Source organism: Pseudomonadota bacterium (assembly GCA_039196715.1).
Lineage (GTDB): Bacteria > Pseudomonadota > Gammaproteobacteria > CALCKW01 > CALCKW01 > CALCKW01.
On the sequence record JBCCUP010000083.1, the window covers coordinates 1 to 19,010 of the forward strand.

The following is a 19,010-nucleotide window of genomic DNA, read 5'->3' on the forward strand; positions in this document are numbered from 1 at the left end:
ATCTGAGTGCGTCCAAAGTGCCGTGGGAGCGGCGTCCTCGCGGAGCGAGACGCGGCGAAGCCCCGTGGCTTGCGGATACATCGCATTCGTCCGCAGGCGGCCCCCCGGCTTACTGCGCCTCAACAGCGCAGCAAGGTCGAAACTCCCACGGGGTTTGGGGTACGCCGTGGGAGTCGCGTCCTGGCAAAGCCAGACGCGGCGAATTGTCGGGGCCCCGTGGCTTGCGGATACACTACATTCGTCCGGCGTGCTGCGCCTGAACGGCACAGCACGGCCGGAACTCCCACAGGTATCTGAGTGCGTCCAAAGTGCCGTGGGAGCGGCGTCCTCGCGGAGCGAGACGCGGCGAAGCCCCGTGGCTCGCGCACACACCGCATTCGTCCGCAGGCGGCCCCCCGGCTTACTGCGCCTCAACAGCGCAGCAAGGTCGAAACTCCCACAAGACGTCCCGTCGCCCTATGACACTGTGGGAGCCGCGTCCTTGCGAGGCAAGACGCGGCGAAGGATCGGAAGCAGGTGGCGCACGTGTCACCGCATTGACCGGCGAGTGATGTGCAGGACTGACCCTACTGTGCGATACGAGGGCCGCTCAATGCAACTGGCGTGGCTCGGACGAGAGGGTGTCGATCAGATGCTGGGCAGTCTGGATGCTGGCACGGCGCCCGAGCAGCAGCGACCAGCGTGAACCGCCGGCCTGGCGCCACAGCACCGCTGCGCGCACGCCGGCCATGAGCAGCGCGCGCACGGTGTCGGCCTTGTCCTGGGCGGCGAGGTGCGCGGCGTGGCCGCGGATGATGATGCGCGGTTTGAGGGTACTGAGGGTGTCCTGGTAGAGCGTTGACAGGCGGTTGACGACGGTGTCGTCCAGCTCGCCGCCGCGCATCTCGCGGAACTCGGCCAGTTGTTCGATGCCACGCCGCAGCGCCGAGCGCGCCTCGGCGCGTTTCATCAGTTGGTACTGCAGCTGAATCAGCGATACCTGGTATTGCGCGGCGTGCACCCGCACGTCGCGGTTTGGCTTAAATTGATCGACGATACGCTGCAGCCCGGGCAACAGGTTGTCGCGGCTGCCGTAGACCGTGTCGAGCGAATCCGATTCGATCGAGAAGATGCTCTCGAGCATGACGGCGCGCTGTACGCGGTCGCAACTGCCCTCGGTCGCGATGTCGGCGACCAACTCGGCGCAGTTGACCACGGCCGCGAGCGCCAGAACCTGGTTTTCAAGCGTCTTTTTCACGAATCGCCACGGTCGGTGTGAAAATCGGCGATGACGCCGCCGCCAAGGCACTCGTCATCGAGGTAGAACACGGCAGATTGACCGGGTGTCGCGGCGCGCACGGGCACATCGAAGTGCAGTTCGCCGGTGTTGTCGCCGTGCACGGTGAGCGTGCACGGCAGGTTCGCCTGCCGATACCGGATTTTAGCTGTACATCGTAGGCTTGCCGACGTCGGTTGCACTCGGCACCAGCTGAGTTGCTCCACGCGCATGTGCTGGCGCATCAGGCGCGGGTGGTCAGCGCCCTGCACGACGAGCAAGCGGTTGGGCCCGAGCTGTTTCTCGGCCACGAACCAGGCGCCCCCGCTCGCGTCGGCGCGGCCGCCGACACCGATGCCCTTGCGTTGACCGAGCGTGTAATACATCAGGCCGGTGTGCCGGCCGATGACCTCGCCGGACTCGGTCACGATATCGCCAGGCTGGGCAGGCAGGTAGGTCGAGAGGAACGCGTTGAAGTGGCGCTCCCCGATGAAACAAATGCCCGTACTGTCCTTCTTGTTGTGCACGTGCAGCTTGGCCTCGCGTGCGATCTCGCGCACCGTGTCCTTCTGCAGCGAACCGAGCGGAAACAGCGCAGGCGCGAGTTGCGGCTCGGTCAGTGCGTGCAGGAAGTAAGTCTGGTCCTTGTTGCTGTCGACGCCGCGCAGCAGGGCCGGCGCGCCGTCCCGTGTCGCGTGTCGTGCGTAGTGGCCGGTGGCAATCGCGTCGGCGCCGCGCGCCAGGGCGTGGTCGAGGAAGGCCTTGAATTTGATTTCGCGGTTGCAGAGCACGTCGGGGTTCGGCGTGCGGCCGGCGCCGTACTCGGCGAGGAAGTGGCTGAACACCCGGTCCCAGTACTCGTCGGCGAAATTGAGCGCCTCGATCTCGACGCCGAGCTGCGCGCAGACGGCGGCCGCGTCACGGTAGTCCTGGCGTGCAGTGCACTCCGCGTCGTCGTCTTCCCAGTTCTGCATGAACACCGCGCGCACATCGAGGCCGGCTTCGACCAGCAGCAGTGCCGTGACCGCCGAATCCACACCGCCCGAGATGCCGACCACCACCGCGCTGCCCGGTGCCGGCAACGTCGGCCCGACCAGCGCGAGTGCCTGTTTAAGCGAGCTCACGCAAGAGCTCCAGCGGGTAGTGGTGGCCGGCCTCGGCGTCGCGGATGCAGGCCAGCACCAGCGGGCTGCGCAGCGCCGACGCGGCAATTTCGTCCCTGTCGAGCCAGCGGGTGTCGTCGATGTCGGGGTCACGCACGAGGGCGGGGTCCACGGCCCCGACGGTGCCGATGAAATTCACCCGCAGGAAGGTGGTGCCGCCCGCGGCGGTCCAGCGGTAGACGCCGGTGATGGCCGAGGGCGCGAACGCCCGCTGTGTTTCCTCGCGGACCTCGCGCACCACGGCCTCGAGCAGGCTCTCGCCGGCCTCGAGGTGGCCGGCGGGCTGGTTGATCACGCGCACCCCGTCGACCACCTCGTCGACAATGAGGTAGCGACCGGCGTCTTCGATCACCGCCGACACGGTCATGCGCGGCGTCCAGACGGGGTGGTGGGTCGCGGATTCAGCTGGCGTCGACAAAGGGAGAAACCTGTAGGTCGCCCCGGCGTGCCGGGTGAAGCGAGTGGTGCGGCGCGGGTTCCCGCTGGTCGGCGAGCCCCGCCTGCATGGTGTTCAGAAACTCGCGCGCCTGCGGTGTCAGGAACTTGCCGCGGCGCACGATCACCCCGTAGGTGCGGATCGGAAAGTAGGTTTCAAGGGGGTAGGTGAAGAGGTTGTCATCGCCCTGCAGGCAGATGCTGGTGACGATGCTGATGCCGAGGTTCTGCGCGACGTAACGTTTGATCACCTCCCAGCCACCGGCCTCCATCTGCACCTGGTAGGGCACCTTGTGCTGCTGGAACACCAACTCCACCACCCGCCAGGTGGCGAGGTGGCGCGGCGGCAGGATCAGGCCGTAGGGGCTGATGTCCGCGAGTGCGATGTCGCTGCGCTTGGCCAGCGGGTGCTCCGGTGCCGTGATGAGCGTGGGCGTGTAGTCGTGGATCGGGTGGTAGGTCAGGTCTTCCGGCACGTCCAGCATGGAGCCGACGGCAAAATCCACCTCGTCCGCGCGCAGCTTCGTCATGCCGTCGTGGCCGGTCACGTTGTGCAGCCGCACCGTGACGTGCGGGAAGCGCTCGCAAAACCGCTTGGTGATCTCGGGCAGGATGTAGAGCAGGGTGGACTCGCCCGCGGCAATGTCGAGGTAGCCCGAGTCGACATGGCCGACGCTCGCCCGAAAGGCCTCAGGCAGCTTGTCCATGCCGTCAACCAGCGGCTGTGCGAGCTGCAACAGCGCATCGCCGGCCGGTGTCAGCGAGATGCGCGGGCCCCGGCGTTCGAACAGCAGCGCATCGAGTTCCTTCTCGAGCGCCTGGATTTGCAGCGACACCGACGGTTGGCTGATGTCGAGCTTCTCGGCGGCCTTGGAAATACTGTTGCTCTGGGCTGCGTGGCAAAACGCGCGCAGCTGCCGAAGCCGGTTGGCGTTCTTTTTCATGCCTGTCGGGACAGTGGTTGGTGGGGGAGGATGTGAACCAGTCGAGTATATCGAAAATTAATACTCTGCATCACGGCCATAGTCTTGTTTCGGTGTTTCACCGCCATTACTATGCGCGCCTGAAATAGTTTCGTTTGCAATGAAAATTAATGCACTGCCATGGCACGGCCAGCAGCAAAGTGCGCCTTTTCTTGCAGCCCTTTTTGACACCCCCTCACTTCTGGACCCGAAAGATGACTCAGAGTCGCCAAGCTCAGATCGATGCCCTCGAGAAAGACTGGGCTGAAAACCCCCGCTGGAAAGGTGTGACCCGCCCGTACACCGCCGAAGACGTCGTGCGCCTGCGCGGTTCGATCCAGCCCGAGCACACCCTCGCTCGCCGCGGTGCGGAGAAGCTGTGGAACCTGGTGAACGGCGACGCACGGAAGGGCTACGTCAACTGCATGGGCGCACTCACCGGCGGCCAGGCGATGCAGCAGGCCAAGGCCGGCATCGAGGCGATTTACCTGTCCGGATGGCAGGTGGCTGCGGACGCGAACAGCTCCGAGCAGATGTACCCCGACCAGTCCCTGTACGCCTACGACTCGGTGCCGACCATCGTGCGCCGCATCAACAACACCTTCAAGCGCGCGGACGAAATCCAGTGGTCACGTGGCGTGAGCCCGGACGACGAGAACGGCACCGACTACTTTCTGCCGATCGTGGCCGACGCCGAAGCGGGTTTCGGTGGCGTGCTGAACGCCTTCGAACTCATGAAGAACATGATCGCGAACGGCGCAGCCGGCGTCCACTTCGAAGACCAGCTCGCCGCGGTGAAGAAGTGCGGCCACATGGGTGGCAAGGTGCTGGTGCCGACCATGGAAGCGGTGCAGAAGCTCGTCTCGGCGCGCCTCGCAGCTGACGTCATGGGCGTGCCCACCATTGTGCTCGCACGCACCGACGCGAACGCGGCCGACCTCCTCACCTCCGACGCGGACGACTACGACAAGCCGTTCTGCACCGGTGAGCGCACCGCCGAAGGCTTCTACCGCACCAACTGCGGCATCGACCAGGCGATCGCACGCGGCCTGGCCTACGCACCGTACTCCGATCTGCTCTGGTGTGAAACTGCAACCCCGGACCTCGACGAAGCACAGAAATTCGCCGACGCGATTCACGCGAAATACCCGGATCAGCTGCTCGCCTACAACTGTTCACCGAGCTTCAACTGGAAGAAGAACCTCGACGACGCGACCATCGCCCGCTTCCAGCAGGCGATTGCCGACATGGGTTACAAGTACCAGTTCATCACGCTCGCCGGTATCCACAACATGTGGTACAACATGTTCGACTTGGCATACCACTACGCCCGCGGCGAAGGCATGAAGCACTACGTCGAGAAGGTCCAGGAACCGGAGTTTGCGGCAGCCGAGCGCGGCTACAGCTTTGTTGCTCACCAGCAGGAAGTCGGTGCCGGCTACTTCGACGACGTCACCACGGTGATCCAGGGCGGCGCGTCCTCGGTGACCGCGTTGACCGGCTCAACCGAAGAGGACCAGTTCTGACCTGCAGATCCACTGGCTTGCCAAAACCCCGCGCGTGCCGCGGGGTTTTTTTTGCCCGCTGCCGCGGCCATGCGAGCTCGGTCCCGACACCGTCGCAGCGGGCCCGCGTGGCGCTATAGTGTCGGCTCCCGGAACGGAGACACGACGATGGCCGAGTTTGACGAGGTGTGGGCGCTGGAACGCCGGATGTGGCTCGAAGGGCGCTCGTTTTACAAGACGGTGCTGGCCGACGACGCGGTGTACGCCTTTCCGCCGCCGATGGGCATATTCAAAGGCAATGCGTTCGTCGATCAGATGGGTGAGATCGGCCCGTGCAGCGACGTCGCCATGGGCGAGCAACACACGCTCGCACTCGGCGAGCACGCGGTCCTGGTGTACCGCGGTGAGGGCACTGGCCACGATGGCAGCACCCGCGTGGCCAACTGTGTCTCGGCCTACCGCCGCACCGACAATGGCTGGCAACTCTGTGCGCACCAACAGACACCGCTCGACGGTTGAACACATGACACGCGCGGTCCCGGCGTGGGTGCAGCGGAGATCCGCGCGGTGAAGGACCGGCCGCTGTGCGACCCTGATACTGCATCACCGCTGGCGTGTGTGTCGCCCTGGGCGCGCACGCCGCACCCGATGGCGCGCGCCGAGGCCGAGGCCTTGCTCGCCGAGGTTGACCGGCTCGGCCCCGGCGATTGGGTGGGGCTCTACGGTGTGCTGCTGGCGCAGAGTGCCGATGGCCCACGCGTGCTGCGTGCGGGGCCGCCCGCGGCGACGCAGGCGCTTGGACTCCCGCCCCTGAGCTTGCCGGCCACGCTGCCGTGCCTCGACGGCAGCACGGTGGCGCGCTCGGCCGTGTTTCCGCGCGGTGAGCCGAGCGACCTCGACCGTGCCCTGACAGCGCGGCTGTTCGCGCATGCCCTGCAGCGTGGCTGGCAGCCGCTCGCGAGCACCGAAATCTGGTGTGACGCACCCTCGGCCGACGGCCTGCGCCACCATGGCCGCTGCTACCCGGCCAGCCGTGGCCGATGCCGCCCGTTGGTGCGTGCGATGCTGGGAGAGACGGTGTTCCGTGCGATGGAGGCCGCGGCCGACGAAGGCGGGGGCTGCGTCGATATTCGCGCCGTGTTTGAAGACGATCACGTGATTGTGGTCGACAAACCCGCGGGCATGTTGTCGGTGCCGGGCTTGACGACAGCCGCCGATGTGCAGAGCACGCTGCAGCAGACCATCGGGCCGCGGGTCAGGGCGGCGCACCGCCTCGATCAGGCGACAAGTGGCCTGCTGGTCCTGGCCAAGACGCCGGGCGCGCTCCGCTTTCTGCAGCGCCAGTTTGCCGAGCGTCGTGTGGTCAAGTGTTACGAGGCGGTGCTCGACGGCGAACTCGCAGCGCCGGGCGGTGAGGTGACGCTGCCGCTCGCGCTCGACCCGCTCAACCGGCCCCGTCAATGCGTCTGCATCGAGAGCGGCAAGGCGGCGGTGACGCGCTGGGAACGGCTGTCGGTGTCAGGCGGCACCACCCGCGTCGCCTTTCACCCCGAGACAGGGCGCACCCACCAGTTGCGGGTACACGCGGCGCACCGGCAGGGGCTTGGCGCGCCGATCGTCGGCGACGCGCTCTACGGCCACCCGGCCGAGCGCCTGTGCCTGCACGCGCGGCGACTGACAGTGCCGAGATTGCACGACTCGGCGCCGTTGGTGCTGGAGGCTGCGGTGCCGTTCTGAGGCGGTGTGGTCAGCCGCCGAGAAAGAGTTCGCCGACCTTGGGGTTGGCGAGGAGGTCGGTGCCCTTGCCGGCGATGGCGATTTGGCCCGACACCATGACGTAGCCGATGTCGGCGAACTCCAGCCCTTTCTTGGCGTTCTGTTCGACCATGACGATGGTCTTGCCTTCCTTGTTCTGCAGGTCGTCGAGGATCTCGAACACCATGTCGATGAAACGCGGCTCGAGCCCGATCGAGGGCTCGTCGACCAGCAACACGGACGGGTTCATGACCAGCGCACGCGAGATCTCGAGCAAACGCCGCTCACCCCCCGAGAGCACTTTCGCCAGGTGCTTGCGGCGCGCGGCGAGGCGCGGGTAGCGGTCGAACACCGTTTCGGCCGCCTGTTTCGCCTGGGCAGGCTGGTCTTTCAGGAAACCGCCCATCCAGAGGTTTTCCTCGACTGTCATGCCGGGGAAGATGGACTTGTCCTGCAGGATGTAGGCGATGCCGGCCTTCGCCAGTTTCTGGTTCGGGCTCAGGCGGGTCACGTCCATCTCGCTGCCTGCATCGCCGAGCTTGATGTTGCCCGAGAAGACGTTGTTGAAGCCGAAGATGGCGTGCAGCACGGTGGACTTGCCGGCGCCGTTCGGGCCAATCAGGCAGAGCGATTGCGCGCGCCCGACGCGCAGGTCGATGCCGTGCAGGATTTCCATCTGGCCGTAGCCCGCGTGCAGGTCGCTGATGTGCAGGAAGGGCGCGTTGTTGGCCAGTGCGTCGAGCTCGGCAACGTCGATGGTCTCGGCAATCTCCGCCGCCTTGCGCGCGACTTCGTCGACCGAGAAGACCGTGTCGACGCCGCCGGCGCCGTAGCCGCTGATCTTGTTGCTGTCGGATTCGGTCATCAGTGCGCTCCGAGGTAGGCGTCGATCACGCGCGGGTCGTTCTGCACGTCGTTGGGCGTGCCGGAGGCGAGCAGTTCGCCGTGGGCCAGACAGTAGACCGTGTCCGCCATGTTCATGATCACGCGCATGTTGTGCTCGATGATGAACAGCGTGATGCCGAACTCCTTGTTCGCGCGCACCAGGCGGTCGATCAGGCCGTTGATCAGCGTGGGGTTGATCCCGGCGGTGGGTTCGTCGAGCAACAGGCAGGCGGGTTCGTTCATCAGGGCCATCGCGAATTCGAGCAGCTTCTGCTGGCCGAAGGAGAGCGAGCCGGCGCGCAGCTTGCGCTTCTCGTAGAGGCCGACGAAGGCAAGCAACTCCTCGGCGCGTTTGTGCTCGGCGGCGGAGTGCTTCTGGAAGGCTTCGGCAAAGGCCATCTTGCGGTGGGGCACCGAAATCAGCATGTTCTGCACGCAGTCCATCGCGCCGTAAATGCGGGTTTGCTGGAAGGTGCGCAGCAGCCCGAGGCGGGCGATCTCCTGCACGTTGAGCTGCGAGATCTCCTGCCCTTCGAAGGTGATGCTGCCACCGTCGATCGGGTGGTAGCCGACGATCGAATTGAACAGCGTGGTCTTGCCCGAGCCGTTCGGGCCGATCAGGCCGGTGATGCCGCCGCGCTCGACGGCGACCGAGACGTCCTTGTTGGCGACCACGCCACCGAAGGACTTGCTGACGCCGCTCACCTCGATGATGGCGCTCATTTGGACGACTCCGCGGGCTTGTCCTGTTCGACCGTGATGCCGAACCAGGCCGGGTAGCGGTACTGCAGGTAGCCCATGACACCGTCCTGGAAATACACCACTGTCACCACGATCAGCGCGCCGAGTGCGACCCACTGCCATCCGAGGAAGTAGTTCCAGGTGACTTCCTTGAAGACGTGAAACATGATCGCGCCGATCACCGGACCCCAGAGCGTGCCCTTGCCGCCGAGCAGCACGCACACGACCATGAAAATGCCGAGGTTGATCGTCTGGTAGGCGGTCTCCAGCGGCTCGAAGTGGATGAGCTGGAAGGCCGAGATGCCACCGGCCACGCCGACGAAGAAGGCCGCGATCGACCAGGTCGTGAGCTTGTAGCGCAGGGTGTGGATGCCCATCGCCTCGGCTTTTTCCTCGTCGTCGCGGATCGCGTTGATCGCAGCGCCGAAGCGGGTCTGGTAGAACCAGCTCAGGAAGGCGAAAAGCCCGATGCCGGTGATCGCGAACAGGGCGTAGAAGAACAGCTTGCCCTGGTCGAGGTCGTAGGGGTACACCGGCAGTGCAATGCCCTGGCCGCCACCGACCCAGTCCCAGTTGGAGACAAGCTCACCCGCGGCAATCGCAACACCGAGCGTGCCGATGGCGAAGTAGGGGCCACGCAGGCCGAATGTGACGTAGCCGATGATGAACGCGGTAATCGAGCAGAACAGCCCGGCGGCGATCACGCCGATGATCAGCCCGCCGAAGTACTGTGCGTCGGTGAATTTGAAGATGCCGCCGCCCGAGGCGTCGGTGTATTCGGCGACGTTGTGCGCCATGGCGATGCAGACCACCGCCGCAACGTACATGCCCGTGCCGTAAAAGAAGATGTTGCCGAGCGAGTTGTAGCCCATCTGGCCGCCGGTCATGTCCCAGGTCAGCGCGACGATGATCATCAGCCACAGGGTCGCGAGCTGGGTGCGGAAGTCCGGAAAGGCAAACGGGGCGACGACGATCAGCGCCAGCAGCACAGCGTGGAGAAGGGTCTTGTTCATCACTGCAGTACCTGCCGTTTACGCCGTTGTTGCACGAGTCTGAAGACCAGCACCAACAGCAGCAGCATCACGGCGATGGCCTGCTGGTAGCCGATGCCGAAGATCATCGCGCCGTACTGCTCGAGGGCGCCGATGCCGAGGCCGGCGGCGATCACACCGGGCAGATTGCCAAGCCCGGCGGCGGTCACGATGACAAAGGCGCGCACCGAGTGGGTGATGCCGTAGAAGGGCTGAATGACCCAGACCATGACGATGATGGCGCCGGCGGCGCCGCAGATGGCCGCATTGAGTGAGAACGTGAAGGCGTAGACCTTCTCGGTGTCGATGCCGAGCACGCGGGCGGCGCGGGCGTCCTGCGCGGTGGCACGAATCGCCTGGCCCATGCGGCTGTTCTTCATGAAGAGGATGACGCCGGTGGCCAGCGCGGCGGCCATCAGCACGCCGATCAGCTTGGCGATCGGGATGTCGACGAAGCCGTCGAAGAAGTAGAGCGTGTCCATGTCCAGGTCGACGCTCTGGGTGTCGGAGCCGAACAGCAGATTCATGATCTGCGCGAGCATGATGGCGAGGCCGAACGTCGCGAGCAGGGACGTGAACAGGTCGCGTTCGATGACCCGCGAGATCACCAGTTTGTAGCAGACCCAGCCGATCACCCACAGCAGCACGAAGGCCACCGGCACACCGAGCAGCGGGTGCAGGCCGAGCCCCGCCAGGTACCAGGCGACGTAGCCGCCGGCGATCACGAAATCCCCCTGGGCGAGGTTCTTGACGTTCATTACGCCCCAGACGAGGGCCAGCCCGTAGGCGGCCAGCGCGAAGAGCGCGCCGATCATGATGCCGTCGAGGATGATCTTGATGTTGACCACGGGGAACTGGGCCAACAGTTGGAGGTTGACCAGGATTTGATCCATGTCAGGCGCTCGGTGAGGAGGGACAAAGCCCTCCGGGCGGGGCCCGGAGGGGTGCGGGGCCGCTTAGTTGCGCGGCCAGTTGAGCGGGTGCGATGCGAACGCGGACGGGGCGACCACGTTGTATTTGCCGTCCTGGATCTGGCGCAGCACCATGGGCTTGGCGATGTTGTTGCCGAACTCGGAGAACTTGATCTGACCGTAGAAGGTCGAGAGGTCGGTTGCGGCAATTGCGTCGCGGATGGCTTCCTTGTCCATCGTACCGGCGCGTTCGAAGGCGTCGGCAAAGACGTACACGGCCGCCGAGGCCTGAGCGGTCTGGTACGGCACCGACTTGGTTTCGTACTCGGTGTACGCCGCCTTGAACTCCTGCTCGTAGTTCGCCGCTGAGCCGAAGATCTCGTCCTCGTAGGTCAGCGTTTCGGCCCACTGGGTGGCGCAGAGCAGGTCGTTGGCGGCGTCGCCGAACTTGCCGGTGACGTCGGCCGCCTCACAGTGCGTGAGTGCGATCATCGGCACCTTGACCTGCATCTCGTCGATCTGGCGCACCGCGGTCGCAGCCCCCTTGGAGTGGCCACTGACGACCAGCACGTCCGGCTTGATCAGTTTGACCTTGGTCAGGATGGCCGACATGTCAGAGAGGTCGCGCGGGAGCTTCTCGTCGATCACGACCTTCATGTCGTACCGGGCTGCGTCATCGAGGATGCCGGCGCGGATGTCGAGCGAGAAGGGGTCGTTTTCGACTGCCACTGCCACCTTGACGCTGCTCGGGTCCTTGCCGTTTTCCTGCGCTTTTTCAGCGGCCAGCGTGATCGCGGACGCGAGGTACTGCTCCGAGGTGGAGAGGACGGCGAACAGGTATTTGTAGCCTTTGTTGAACAGCGAGCGCGAGGCGCCCTCGGCTTCGACCATCGGGATCTGGTACTTTTCGGTCACCGGTGCGATCGCCTTGGTCAGGCCCGAGGAGTAGGGTCCGAGCATGTACTGGACCTTGTCCTGGTTGATCAGGCGCTCGGCCAGGGTCGCACCGCGGTCGCCCTTGGACTCGTCGTCGTAGTAGGTGACTTTGAAGTTGTAACACGCGTCACCCATCTTGATGCCGCCGGCCTCCTTGATCTTCTCGATCGCGAATTCGTAGCCGTTCTTCGCGTGGATGCCGTTGGTCGCGTATTTGCCGGTCAGCGAGATGGCCGACCCGAGGTGGATCTCGCCGCAGTCTTCGGCGTGCGCTGACGGGGCGACGAAAAACGCCGACGCGGCAAACAGCACGCTTGCAAGTTGAAACGCTGGACGCATGGAAAACCTCCAATTGAGTGTGTCGACACAGGGTGCGTAGCCCTCGTCGGTGTGGCCGTTCCGTGGTGTTCCGGAATCGTTTCACAGAGTAACTGGGTTCGGCATTCCAGTACAAGTAAGCGGATAAAAAGGCGATATTGTTCCGGTTTAGGGGTGTGGGGTGACGTTGCGGTTCTGTTTCGTCTGACCAAAAAAGGCGCGCCAGTCGGCGGCTGTGGTGCGGCTGGATGCAGCCGCTGTCAGCAGGGGGCCGGACAGCTATAGTGTGTGGTCTGTCTCTGGAGGCCCCTTGCCATGCGTGTCCTGTTGCTCTGCCTTGCGTCGCTGTTCTGCTCCGCCCTCGCCGCCGAAACGCGCGTGGTGCTCGAGACCAACCGCGGTGCGATCACCCTCGCGATCGACGAGGCAAGTGCACCCCGCACGGCAGCCAATTTCATCGAGTACGTCAACGCCGGGCACTACGACGGCGCCCAGTTCCACCGTGTGATCGCGGGCTTCATGATCCAGGGCGGGGGCTTCGACACCGAGTTCAACCGCTTGCCCACGCGCGAGCCGATCGAGAACGAGGCCGACAACGGCCTGAAGAACGCGCGTTACACCATCGCCATGGCGCGCACCAACGACCCGCACTCCGCGACCGCCCAGTTCTTCATCAACGTCGCGGACAACGCCTTCCTCGACCACACCGCCAAGACCGCGCGCGGCTGGGGCTATGCGGTGTTCGGCGCGGTCGTTGACGGCAACGACGTGGTCGACGCGATCGCCGGGGTCGCCACCGGGCCGGCCGGCCCCTTTGGCCGCGACGTGCCGCGCGAGCGGGTTGTCATCGAGCACGCTGCGGTTGTCGCACACCAGTAGCGCGGCGCGGCCGGACGACGACGTCCAGCTCGGCAACCTGGTTGCGGCCTGCGCCGCGATCACCGTCTTCGGACTGGCCTTCGGCATCAGCTACCCGCTGCTGTCACTGGTGCTCGAACAGCGTGGCCACAGCGCCGACCTGATCGGTTTGAACGCCGCGATGGTGCCCCTCGGCATCCTGGCGTTCTCGCCGTGCATTCCGCTGCTGGTCAAGCGGTTCGGTGCACGCCGCTGCCTGATCGTCGCGGCGTTGGTCAGTGCGCTCTGCTTTCCACTCTATCGGATCACCGATTCGCTCGCGATCTGGTTCGTGTTACGCGGTGTGCAGGGCATGGCGTCTGCCACCCTGTACGTGTTGAGCGAGGTGTGGATCGTGCGCTTCTCCGGGGCCCGCCGCCGCGGCCGCGTTGTCGCGATCTACGCAAGTCTGTTGTCGGCGAGCTTCGCGGCCGGGCCGTTGATGGTCGGGCTGCTCGGCGTGGACGGTTGGGCGCCGTTCATCGCTGGCACCGCGGTGCTGCTGGTCGGCACGGTGCCACTGTGGCGTGTCCGGGAGACGGGCAGCGAGGCCGCGCCCGAGCCCGAATCCCGCATCGGGGTGTTGCAGTTCGCGCCACTCGCGCCGGTGCTGCTCGGGACGGTCGCCGTCTTTGCCATCATGGACGCGTCGCTCATGGCGCTGTTGCCGGTGTACGGCCTCGCCAAGGGCCTCGATCTGCCGGCCGCCACAGCGCTCCTGAGCGTCTTCGTGGCCGGCAACGCCGTGTTGCAATACCCGATCGGCATGATCGCCGACCGCGTCGATGCCCGTCGGGTGATGTGCGCCTGTGCGCTTGTGTGCGGGCTCGGTTTCGTCGCCTTGCCTGCCGTGGTGGGCACGGTCTGGCAGTGGCCGGTCGTGGTACTCGGCGGTGCAACCGGCTTTGGTATCTACACGGTGGCCCTCAAGGCGCTTGGCGACCGCTTCGACGGCGAGCAGCTGATCGCCGGCACCTCGGCCTTCGGCGTGGTGTGGGGCGGCGGTGCATTGGTGGGTGCGATGGTCGGCGGCTGGTCGATGGCATCCTTCGGCGCCAACGGCCTGCCGGCCTTGCTCGCGTTCAGTTTCCTCGCGCTCGCCACGGCGCTGGCCTGGCGCATCAACACGCAGGTCGGAGATTGAATCGCGTGCAACCTGCGGTCAGAATCGCCGGCTGATTGACGGAAGCACTCCCATGGTCGAGACCGTTCGCAGCACGTGCCCCCATGACTGCCCCAGTGTCTGTGGCTTGCTGGTCGAACGCTTGCCCGACGGCACGGTCGGCAAGGTCAAGGGCGACCCCGATCACGACTACACCCGCGGGGTGATCTGCGCCAAGGTCAGCCGCTACCGCGAGCGTAACCACCACCCCGATCGCCTCGTGCGGCCGCTGTTGCGCACCGGGGCCAAAGGCATCGGTCGCGAAGCCTTCGTGGAGATCGAATGGGACGACGCGCTCGACCGCGTGGTCAACGGCATGCAGCAGGCGGTCGAACGCCATGGCAGCGAGGCAGTCTGGCCTTACCAGTACGCCGGTACCATGGGGCTCGTGCAACGGCAGGCGATCAACAAGCTGCGTCACGCTGCGCGCTACTCGGGGCAGAAAGAGACCATCTGCACGGCGCTCGCGGTGCCGGGGGTGGTTGCGGGGCTCGGCAGCCGGCGCGGTGTCGACCCGCGCGAGATGCTCGACGCCGAGCTCATCGTGATCTGGGGCTGCAACGCGGTCCACACCCAGGTCAACGTCATGCATTTCGTCGCCGAGGCGCGGCGCAACGGCGCGAAGCTCGTGGTGATCGATCCCTACCGCAACGCCACCGCCGAAAAAGCCGATCAGCACCTGATGCTGCGACCGGGCACCGACGCCGCACTCGCCTGCGCGGTGATGCACGTACTGATCGAAGAGGGCCTGGCCGACCAGGCGTTTCTCGACAGCCAGACCGACGCCGACGACGCGTTCTACGCGCACCTGCGCGCGCGCGATCCGGCCTGGGCGGCAGCGATCACCGGGCTCTCGGCCGAGGAGATCGTGGCCTTTGCGCGCTTGTACGGTGCAACACGACGCAGTTTCCTCAGGCTCGGTTTCGGCCACACCCGCTCGCGTAACGGCGCCATGTCAATGCACGCCGCGCAGTGCTTGCCGGCGGTCACCGGCGCTTGGCAGGTGCGTGGTGGCGGCGCACTGCAAGCCACGGGCGTGTACCACATGAACCAGGCGCTCGTGACCGGCGCGGACCACGCAGAGCCCGCCATCCGCACGCTCGATCAATCGCGGATCGGGCCGATCCTCGACGGTTCCGGCGCGGAAATGCAAGGCACGCCCCCGGTGGCGGCACTGCTGATTCAAAACACCAACCCGGTCACCGTGGCGCCCGAATCGGTGCGCGTGCGCAACGGCTTCCTGCGAGACGACCTCTTCATCTGCGTGCACGAGCAGTTCATGACCGACACGGCGGCCATGGCCGACGTGGTGCTGCCGGCGACGACCTTCCTCGAGCACGACGACCTCTACCTCGCCGGTGGCCACACGTACATGGGGCTCGGCCTGAAAGTGGTGGAGCCACCGGGCGAAGCGTGGTCGAACACGGCGGTCATCCGCGCCCTGGCGCAGCGGCTCGGGGTTGAGCACCCGCACTTCGGGCTGTCGGACATCGAGCAGATCGACGCGCTGCTGGCCGCGTCCGGGCATCCGCCACACACCACCTTTGAAGACGGGGTTCGGCTGGACTGCGCCTTGCCCGAGCACACCGCGCATTTCCGCGACGGATTCGACCACCCGGACGGCCGGTTTCATTTTTCCGCCGATTGGCGGGCCCTCGGTGACACCGCGGGACGGCTGCCGGCGCTGCCGGACTACGTCGAGTTGATTGAACAGCCGACCGACGCGCTGCCGTTTCGTCTGGTGACGGCGCCGGCGCGCTGGTTCCTGAACACGAGCTTCACCGAGGGCGAGGTGAACCGCAGACGCGAGGGGCAACCGCTGCTTCTGATCCACCCGGACGACATCGTGGCGCTGGGCTTGCAGAACGGTGACTGGGCCGAGATCGGCAACGAGCGGGCCTGCCTCTCGCTGCCGGTCAGCGCCTTCGAGGGCGTTCAGTGCGGCGTGGTGATCGTGCACAGCATCTGGCCGCACTCGGCCTACCGCGATGGCCTCGGCGTGAACGCACTGGTCGGCGCCGATTCGCCGCCACCCAACGGCGGCGCCGCCTTTCACGACACGGCGGTGTTTGTCCGCCGTGCAGCTTCCTGACGAGCTCGATCAGTGGACGACAACACAGTTGACTTCATCGTGGTCGGTGCCGGCTCCGCCGGGTGTGCGTTGGCCGAGGCGTTGAGTGCGGACGGGCGCCACACGGTGGCGGTGGTCGAAGCCGGCGGCCACGACCGCAGGTGGGCGATCCGCGTGCCGATCGGCTACGCGTTCACGTTCAACGACGCAGCGGTCAACTGGAAGTACTGGACCGAGCCGGACCCCGGCCTCGCCGACCGCGAGGCCTACTGGCCGCGGGGCAAGGTGGTCGGAGGCTCGAGTTCGATCAACGCGATGCTCTACTGCCGGGGTCTGCCAGCCGACTTTGACGACTGGGCTGCTGCCGGTGCGAGAGGATGGGCGTGGTCGGATGTCAAGCCGGTCTACGAGGCGATGGAGAACAAGCGTCGACTCGGCGAGAACACGTCCAGCGAGGGGCCGCTGTACGTCACGGACACGCGGCGGGAATGCCACCCGGTGAACACGGCTTTTCTCCACGCGGCGCGCGAGGCCGGCTGGCCGACGACAGACGACTACAACCGGCGCGGCAGCGAGGAAGGGCTCTGTTACTTCCACAGCACCACGCGCGACGGGCGCCGCTGGTCGTCTGCCGATGCCTTCCTGCGTCCCGCGCTCGCGCGACCCAACGTCAGCTTGATCACTGACGCGCTGGTGTCGACACTGGTCTGGGCCGAGGGCGGCGTGGCGGGTATCGCCCTGGTTGATGGGCGCACGCTGATGGCCAGGCGCGAGGTCATCCTCAGCGCCGGTGCGGTGAACTCGCCGGCGTTGCTGCAGCGTTCGGGGATTGGCCCCGGCACGCTGCTGCAGTCGCTCGGCATCCCGGTACACGCTGATCTGCCGGCTGTCGGGCAGCATATGCAAGACCACCTGGCGGTGACGTACTTCTACAACGCGACCGTGCCGACGCTCAACTCCGAGCTGAGCCCGATTCTCGGGCAGGCGAAAGCGGCCATACGCTACCTGCTCGGCCGCCGGGGGCCGCTCAGTTTGCCGGTCAACCAGTGCGGCGGTTTCATGCGCTCGCGGCCCGAACTCGACGTGCCAGACATGCAGATCTACCTCAACCCGGTAACGTACAGCAGCGGCGGCGGAGGTGAGTTCCGCGCCACCATCGACCCGGAGCCCGGCTTCATTCTGTCGTTCTGCCCCTGCCGACCAACCAGCAGGGGCTCGGTCGAAGTCAGGAGCCGCGACCCGGCCGTGGCGCCGCGCATCCAGGCGAACTCGCTCTCGACCGAGAAGGACCTCGAGGACATCCGGCGTGGCGGTGCGTTGTTGCGTGGTCTGACCGCGGCACCCACGTTCAAGCGCATCACCCGCAACGCCTTCTCGCCGCACCCGGACATCCTCGACGACGACGGACTGATCCGTGACTTTCGTGAGCGCGCCGGCACGAACTTTCACCCGAGCTGCACGTGCCGCATGGGCCGGGATGCACGCGACTCGGTGCTCGACGCCCGCTTGCGGGTGCACGGCGTGCGTGGCCTGCGGGTGGCCGACGCGTCGAGCTTTCCGAACATCACCTCAGCCAACACCAACGCGCCATGCATGATGGTGGGCCGGCTGGCAGGGCAACTGATTCTGGAGGACCACGCGTGACCACGATCTCGCGGATTGAAAGCTGGTGCACCGAATTCGTCGGCTTTGTGCGGGTCACGGCGTCGGATGGCGCCAGCGGGTGGGGCCAGGTCTCGACCTACCACAGCGATATCACGGCGCAGGTGCTGCACCGGCAGGTGGCGCCGTGGGTGCTTGGCCAAGCCGACGCGGGCATTGATGCGCTCGTCGACACCGTCGCGGAACGCGAACACAAGTTCCCGGGGTCGTACTTGCGTCGTGCCTTGGCGGGCCTCGACACCGCGCTCTGGGATCTGCACGCCAAACGGGCTGGCGTTCCGGTGGCGACCTTGCTCGGCGGTTCGCCCGGGCCGCTGCGCTGTTACGCGTCGAGCATGCGTCGCGACATCACCGGCGAAGCCGAGGGTGCTCGGCTGGCAGCGCTGCGCGATGCGCACGGTTTCGACGCGTTCAAGTTCCGGGTCGGCGCCGAGTGTGGCCGCGACGTCGACGAGTGGCCCGGTCGCACCGAGGCGGTGGTGCCGGCGGTGCGGCTTGCGCTCGGCGACGACGCAACATTGCTGGTCGACGGCAACAGCGGCTTTTCGCCTGCACGGGCCATTGATGTGGGGCACCTGCTCGAGCAGCATGGCGTCGTGCATTTCGAGGAGCCGTGCCCCTACTGGGAGCTCGAGCAGACCAAACAGGTCACCGACGCGCTGTCGCTCGACGTGACCGGCGGTGAGCAGGACTGTGACCTGCCGACCTGGCGGCGCATGATCGACATGCGCGCGGTCGATGTGGTGCAGCCCGACGTGTGCTACCTCGGCGGCATCAGCCGCACGCTGCGTATGGTCGCGATGGCAAACCACGCGGGCCTGCCGGTGACACCGCACTGCGCCAACCTCTCGATGGTGACGCTGTTCACCATGCACCTGCTGCGTGCGATCGACGGCGCCGGGCCCTACCTCGAGTTTTCGATCGAGGGCCCCGAGTACTACCCATGGCAGCAGGACCTCTTTGTCAACTCGCCGTTCAGGGTGCAGGACGGGCAGGTGACCGTAACCGACACGCCGGGCTGGGGCGTGGACATCAACCCGCGCTGGCTCGAGCAGGCGCAGTACCACCAAAGCGAGACCGCCTGACCACAGCGCAGCGTCTTTCGCCGCGTCTCGTTAAAACGAGGACGCGGCTCCCACGGCTTGGTGTGAACGCTGTGGGAGCGTGGTCGTCGCGCAGCGACACCAGGCGAAGAGAGCGTCGGTACGGTCGAGTGCGCCGCCGTGTTTCATTCGCCGCGTCTCGTTAAAACGAGGACGCAGCTCCCACGGCTTGGTGTGAACACTGTGGGAGCGTGGTCGTCGCTTGTCGACACCGCGCG

At 66.0% G+C, this 19,010-nt stretch carries 17 protein-coding genes; 8 read left to right on the forward strand and 9 right to left on the reverse strand.

Annotated features, from left to right (window positions below; all coding sequences use genetic code 11):
• Positions 1-589: 589 nt before the first annotated feature.
• Genes hflD through AAGA11_19620 form a run of 4 tightly spaced genes read right to left on the reverse strand, consistent with a single transcriptional unit; the run spans position 590 to position 3,797 of the window.
• The gene (gene hflD, locus AAGA11_19605; protein ID MEM9605078.1) at positions 590-1,237 is read right to left on the reverse strand and encodes a high frequency lysogenization protein HflD; all 648 of its coding nucleotides are present in this window, start codon (positions 1,235-1,237) and stop codon (positions 590-592) included.
• Positions 1,234-2,337 carry a tRNA 2-thiouridine(34) synthase MnmA gene (gene mnmA / locus AAGA11_19610; GenBank protein MEM9605079.1) on the reverse strand — a complete coding sequence of 368 codons (1,104 nt, stop codon included), beginning with the start codon at positions 2,335-2,337 and terminating at the stop codon, positions 1,234-1,236. The genes hflD and mnmA overlap by 4 nt, the downstream gene beginning before the upstream one ends.
• A gap of 28 nt (positions 2,338-2,365) precedes the next feature.
• A complete protein-coding gene (locus AAGA11_19615) occupies positions 2,366-2,836 on the reverse strand; it encodes an NUDIX hydrolase (protein MEM9605080.1) in 471 nt (156 codons plus the stop codon).
• The gene (locus AAGA11_19620; GenBank protein MEM9605081.1) at positions 2,820-3,797 is read right to left on the reverse strand and encodes a LysR family transcriptional regulator; all 978 of its coding nucleotides are present in this window, start codon (positions 3,795-3,797) and stop codon (positions 2,820-2,822) included. The genes AAGA11_19615 and AAGA11_19620 overlap by 17 nt, the downstream gene beginning before the upstream one ends.
• 233 nt (positions 3,798-4,030) lie before the next feature.
• Between AAGA11_19620 and aceA the strand changes: the two genes are divergently transcribed.
• The 3 genes from aceA to AAGA11_19635 all read left to right on the forward strand — a co-directional run bounded on the left by aceA (position 4,031) and on the right by AAGA11_19635 (position 7,057).
• Positions 4,031-5,341 carry an isocitrate lyase gene (aceA, locus tag AAGA11_19625; protein ID MEM9605082.1) on the forward strand — a complete coding sequence of 437 codons (1,311 nt, stop codon included), beginning with the start codon at positions 4,031-4,033 and terminating at the stop codon, positions 5,339-5,341.
• A gap of 147 nt (positions 5,342-5,488) precedes the next feature.
• Positions 5,489-5,839, forward strand: coding sequence for a DUF4440 domain-containing protein (locus tag AAGA11_19630; protein ID MEM9605083.1), 351 nt, complete (start codon positions 5,489-5,491; stop codon positions 5,837-5,839).
• Positions 5,840-5,887: 48 nt separating this feature from the next.
• The gene (locus AAGA11_19635) at positions 5,888-7,057 is read left to right on the forward strand and encodes an RluA family pseudouridine synthase (protein MEM9605084.1); all 1,170 of its coding nucleotides are present in this window, start codon (positions 5,888-5,890) and stop codon (positions 7,055-7,057) included.
• A 10-nt stretch (positions 7,058-7,067) separates the two neighbouring features.
• On the opposite strand, the gene AAGA11_19640 is transcribed toward AAGA11_19635, so the two are convergent.
• From AAGA11_19640 to AAGA11_19660, 5 genes are all read right to left on the reverse strand, one after another.
• Positions 7,068-7,940, reverse strand: coding sequence for an ABC transporter ATP-binding protein (locus AAGA11_19640; protein MEM9605085.1), 873 nt, complete (start codon positions 7,938-7,940; stop codon positions 7,068-7,070).
• Positions 7,940-8,683, reverse strand: coding sequence for an ABC transporter ATP-binding protein (locus tag AAGA11_19645; protein MEM9605086.1), 744 nt, complete (start codon positions 8,681-8,683; stop codon positions 7,940-7,942). Before AAGA11_19645 ends, AAGA11_19640 begins: the two co-directional genes overlap by 1 nt.
• On the reverse strand, positions 8,680-9,714 hold the full coding sequence (locus tag AAGA11_19650; GenBank protein MEM9605087.1) for a branched-chain amino acid ABC transporter permease: 1,035 nt from the start codon (positions 9,712-9,714) through the stop codon (positions 8,680-8,682). The genes AAGA11_19645 and AAGA11_19650 overlap by 4 nt, the downstream gene beginning before the upstream one ends.
• Positions 9,714-10,625: a branched-chain amino acid ABC transporter permease gene (locus AAGA11_19655; protein ID MEM9605088.1), complete on the reverse strand. Its 912-nt coding sequence runs from the start codon at positions 10,623-10,625 to the stop codon at positions 9,714-9,716. The genes AAGA11_19650 and AAGA11_19655 overlap by 1 nt, the downstream gene beginning before the upstream one ends.
• Positions 10,626-10,688: 63 nt before the next feature.
• Positions 10,689-11,918 carry an amino acid ABC transporter substrate-binding protein gene (locus AAGA11_19660; protein MEM9605089.1) on the reverse strand — a complete coding sequence of 410 codons (1,230 nt, stop codon included), beginning with the start codon at positions 11,916-11,918 and terminating at the stop codon, positions 10,689-10,691.
• 294 nt (positions 11,919-12,212) lie between these two features.
• On the opposite strand from AAGA11_19660, the gene AAGA11_19665 reads away from it, so the two are divergent.
• Genes AAGA11_19665 through AAGA11_19685 form a run of 5 tightly spaced genes read left to right on the forward strand, consistent with a single transcriptional unit; the run spans position 12,213 to position 18,774 of the window.
• A complete protein-coding gene (locus AAGA11_19665; protein MEM9605090.1) occupies positions 12,213-12,776 on the forward strand; it encodes a peptidylprolyl isomerase in 564 nt (187 codons plus the stop codon).
• Positions 12,760-13,938 carry an MFS transporter gene (locus AAGA11_19670; protein MEM9605091.1) on the forward strand — a complete coding sequence of 393 codons (1,179 nt, stop codon included), beginning with the start codon at positions 12,760-12,762 and terminating at the stop codon, positions 13,936-13,938. The genes AAGA11_19665 and AAGA11_19670 overlap by 17 nt, the downstream gene beginning before the upstream one ends.
• A 52-nt stretch (positions 13,939-13,990) precedes the next feature.
• Positions 13,991-16,048: a molybdopterin-dependent oxidoreductase gene (locus AAGA11_19675; protein ID MEM9605092.1), complete on the forward strand. Its 2,058-nt coding sequence runs from the start codon at positions 13,991-13,993 to the stop codon at positions 16,046-16,048.
• A gap of 12 nt (positions 16,049-16,060) precedes the next feature.
• Positions 16,061-17,671 (forward strand): GMC family oxidoreductase N-terminal domain-containing protein, encoded by a 1,611-nt coding sequence (locus AAGA11_19680; protein ID MEM9605093.1) that lies wholly within the window; start codon positions 16,061-16,063, stop codon positions 17,669-17,671.
• A complete protein-coding gene (locus AAGA11_19685; protein ID MEM9605094.1) occupies positions 17,668-18,774 on the forward strand; it encodes a mandelate racemase/muconate lactonizing enzyme family protein in 1,107 nt (368 codons plus the stop codon). The genes AAGA11_19680 and AAGA11_19685 overlap by 4 nt, the downstream gene beginning before the upstream one ends.
• Positions 18,775-19,010: the final 236 nt, after the last annotated feature.

What these genes read in the sequence shown, in the direction of transcription:
- AAGA11_19675 (MEM9605092.1), top strand. Translation starts at nt 13,991, where the DNA reads ATGGTCGAGACCGTTCGCAGCACGTGCCCCCATGACTGCCCCAGTGTC.
- AAGA11_19665 (MEM9605090.1), top strand. Translation starts at nt 12,213, where the DNA reads ATGCGTGTCCTGTTGCTCTGCCTTGCGTCGCTGTTCTGCTCCGCCCTC.
- AAGA11_19645 (MEM9605086.1), bottom strand. Translation starts at nt 8,683, where the DNA reads ATGAGCGCCATCATCGAGGTGAGCGGCGTCAGCAAGTCCTTCGGTGGC.
- AAGA11_19655 (MEM9605088.1), bottom strand. Translation starts at nt 10,625, where the DNA reads ATGGATCAAATCCTGGTCAACCTCCAACTGTTGGCCCAGTTCCCCGTG.
- AAGA11_19630 (MEM9605083.1), top strand. Translation starts at nt 5,489, where the DNA reads ATGGCCGAGTTTGACGAGGTGTGGGCGCTGGAACGCCGGATGTGGCTC.
- AAGA11_19650 (MEM9605087.1), bottom strand. Translation starts at nt 9,714, where the DNA reads ATGAACAAGACCCTTCTCCACGCTGTGCTGCTGGCGCTGATCGTCGTC.
- AAGA11_19640 (MEM9605085.1), bottom strand. Translation starts at nt 7,940, where the DNA reads ATGACCGAATCCGACAGCAACAAGATCAGCGGCTACGGCGCCGGCGGC.
- AAGA11_19660 (MEM9605089.1), bottom strand. Translation starts at nt 11,918, where the DNA reads ATGCGTCCAGCGTTTCAACTTGCAAGCGTGCTGTTTGCCGCGTCGGCG.
- aceA (MEM9605082.1), top strand. Translation starts at nt 4,031, where the DNA reads ATGACTCAGAGTCGCCAAGCTCAGATCGATGCCCTCGAGAAAGACTGG.
- AAGA11_19620 (MEM9605081.1), bottom strand. Translation starts at nt 3,797, where the DNA reads ATGAAAAAGAACGCCAACCGGCTTCGGCAGCTGCGCGCGTTTTGCCAC.